Source organism: Campylobacter sp. BCW_6465, assembly GCF_001762815.1.
Classification (GTDB): domain Bacteria; phylum Campylobacterota; class Campylobacteria; order Campylobacterales; family Campylobacteraceae; genus Campylobacter_D; species Campylobacter_D jejuni.
Genome location: NZ_MJXN01000108.1, coordinates 1 through 986, shown reverse-complemented (window position 1 = coordinate 986; position 986 = coordinate 1). Strand labels below are relative to the sequence as shown.

The 986-nt window shown below is 27.8% G+C and carries 3 protein-coding genes; all 3 read right to left on the bottom strand.

Features of this window, described 5'->3' with window-relative positions; genetic code table 11:
• Nucleotides 1-86: 86 nt before the first annotated feature.
• Entirely contained in the window at nucleotides 87-518 is a 432-nt protein-coding gene (locus tag AJ886_RS08055) for an SA1788 family PVL leukocidin-associated protein (protein ID WP_002865075.1), read from the bottom strand.
• Between the two features lie 94 nt (nucleotides 519-612).
• A complete protein-coding gene (locus tag AJ886_RS08050) occupies nucleotides 613-798 on the bottom strand; it encodes a hypothetical protein (RefSeq protein WP_057980536.1) in 186 nt (61 codons plus the stop codon).
• Entirely contained in the window at nucleotides 795-986 is a 192-nt protein-coding gene (locus tag AJ886_RS08045) for a sigma factor-like helix-turn-helix DNA-binding protein (RefSeq protein WP_002795448.1), read from the bottom strand. Before AJ886_RS08045 ends, AJ886_RS08050 begins: the two co-directional genes overlap by 4 nt.

Here is a 986-nt window from a genome sequence, read left to right as displayed (position 1 = left end):
AAACTATTGCCATGAATTTTCCTTTCTAATAAATTTAAGTTTTAAAAAACTTAATCAAATCCACCTTAGTAGATTTGTTAAATTTTCTAATACGCCTTAATTACTCCATTTTTATCTTGGTATAAATTATTTTGCAAGGCTAGATGATCAAGTTTTGAATATTTAAAATGCAAGTTAGCTTTTTTGCTCATATTTCCTAAATGTAAAACATTTCTACCAAATTTACTATGACTGTTTAGGCTAACTGCTTGTTTGTTTCTTCTGATATCATCGATAATAATATATTTAAAACGCTTGTCTCCTTTTGGAGTTTCTAAAATTTCTTTTAAGCTCCAACCTTTTTCTTTTCTTTTCACATAAAGCTTGTGAGTAATCCCATATTTATTACAAATTTCTATTTGTTCTTTTATGTTTAAACCAAGCTTATCTTTAAGTTTAAAATTTTTAGTATTTAATGGTGTATCTAAAGGCATTTTTCTTTTTTTTCTATCTTTAAAACAATAATAACTTAACTGCATTTTTCCCTTTCTAAATAAATTTAAGTTTTAAAAAACTTAATCAAATCCAGCGAAGCGACGCCGTTAAGGCGAGGTTTCTATAAAGTGCTTTAATTTAAGCACTTTTGTTAAGCTTTTTACCCAAATGAAAACGAATGATTTTTTTTGCAATATAATCAGGATAAATTCCTTTTAAAACATCTACAAACACTCCACTTTGCTTGTAATAAATCCCTACGCCTCTTACTTCAAAAAGACTTCTACTATAATCAGCTTTCTCACCTTTAATCATTGGTATCATTTTTTCTCTCCTTGTATTAAGTTTTCTTTCTTTGCTTTTTCTTTTTTGATTAAGTCAATCGTTTCAAAGATAGCCATCCACTTGTCTTTATTTTTAGGACTCTTTAACTTTCTAAGAGCTTCAGTATAGATTTGATGAACGCGTGTCACGCTAAGATTAAGTTCTTTAGCTATCTCTTCAAAACTCAT

Excerpts from the sequence above, each read along its gene's own strand:
- AJ886_RS08045 (WP_002795448.1), bottom strand. The coding sequence starts at position 986 with ATGAGTTTTGAAGAGATAGCTAAAGAACTTAATCTTAGCGTGACACGC.
- AJ886_RS08050 (WP_057980536.1), bottom strand. The coding sequence starts at position 798 with ATGATACCAATGATTAAAGGTGAGAAAGCTGATTATAGTAGAAGTCTT.
- AJ886_RS08055 (WP_002865075.1), bottom strand. The coding sequence starts at position 518 with ATGCAGTTAAGTTATTATTGTTTTAAAGATAGAAAAAAAAGAAAAATG.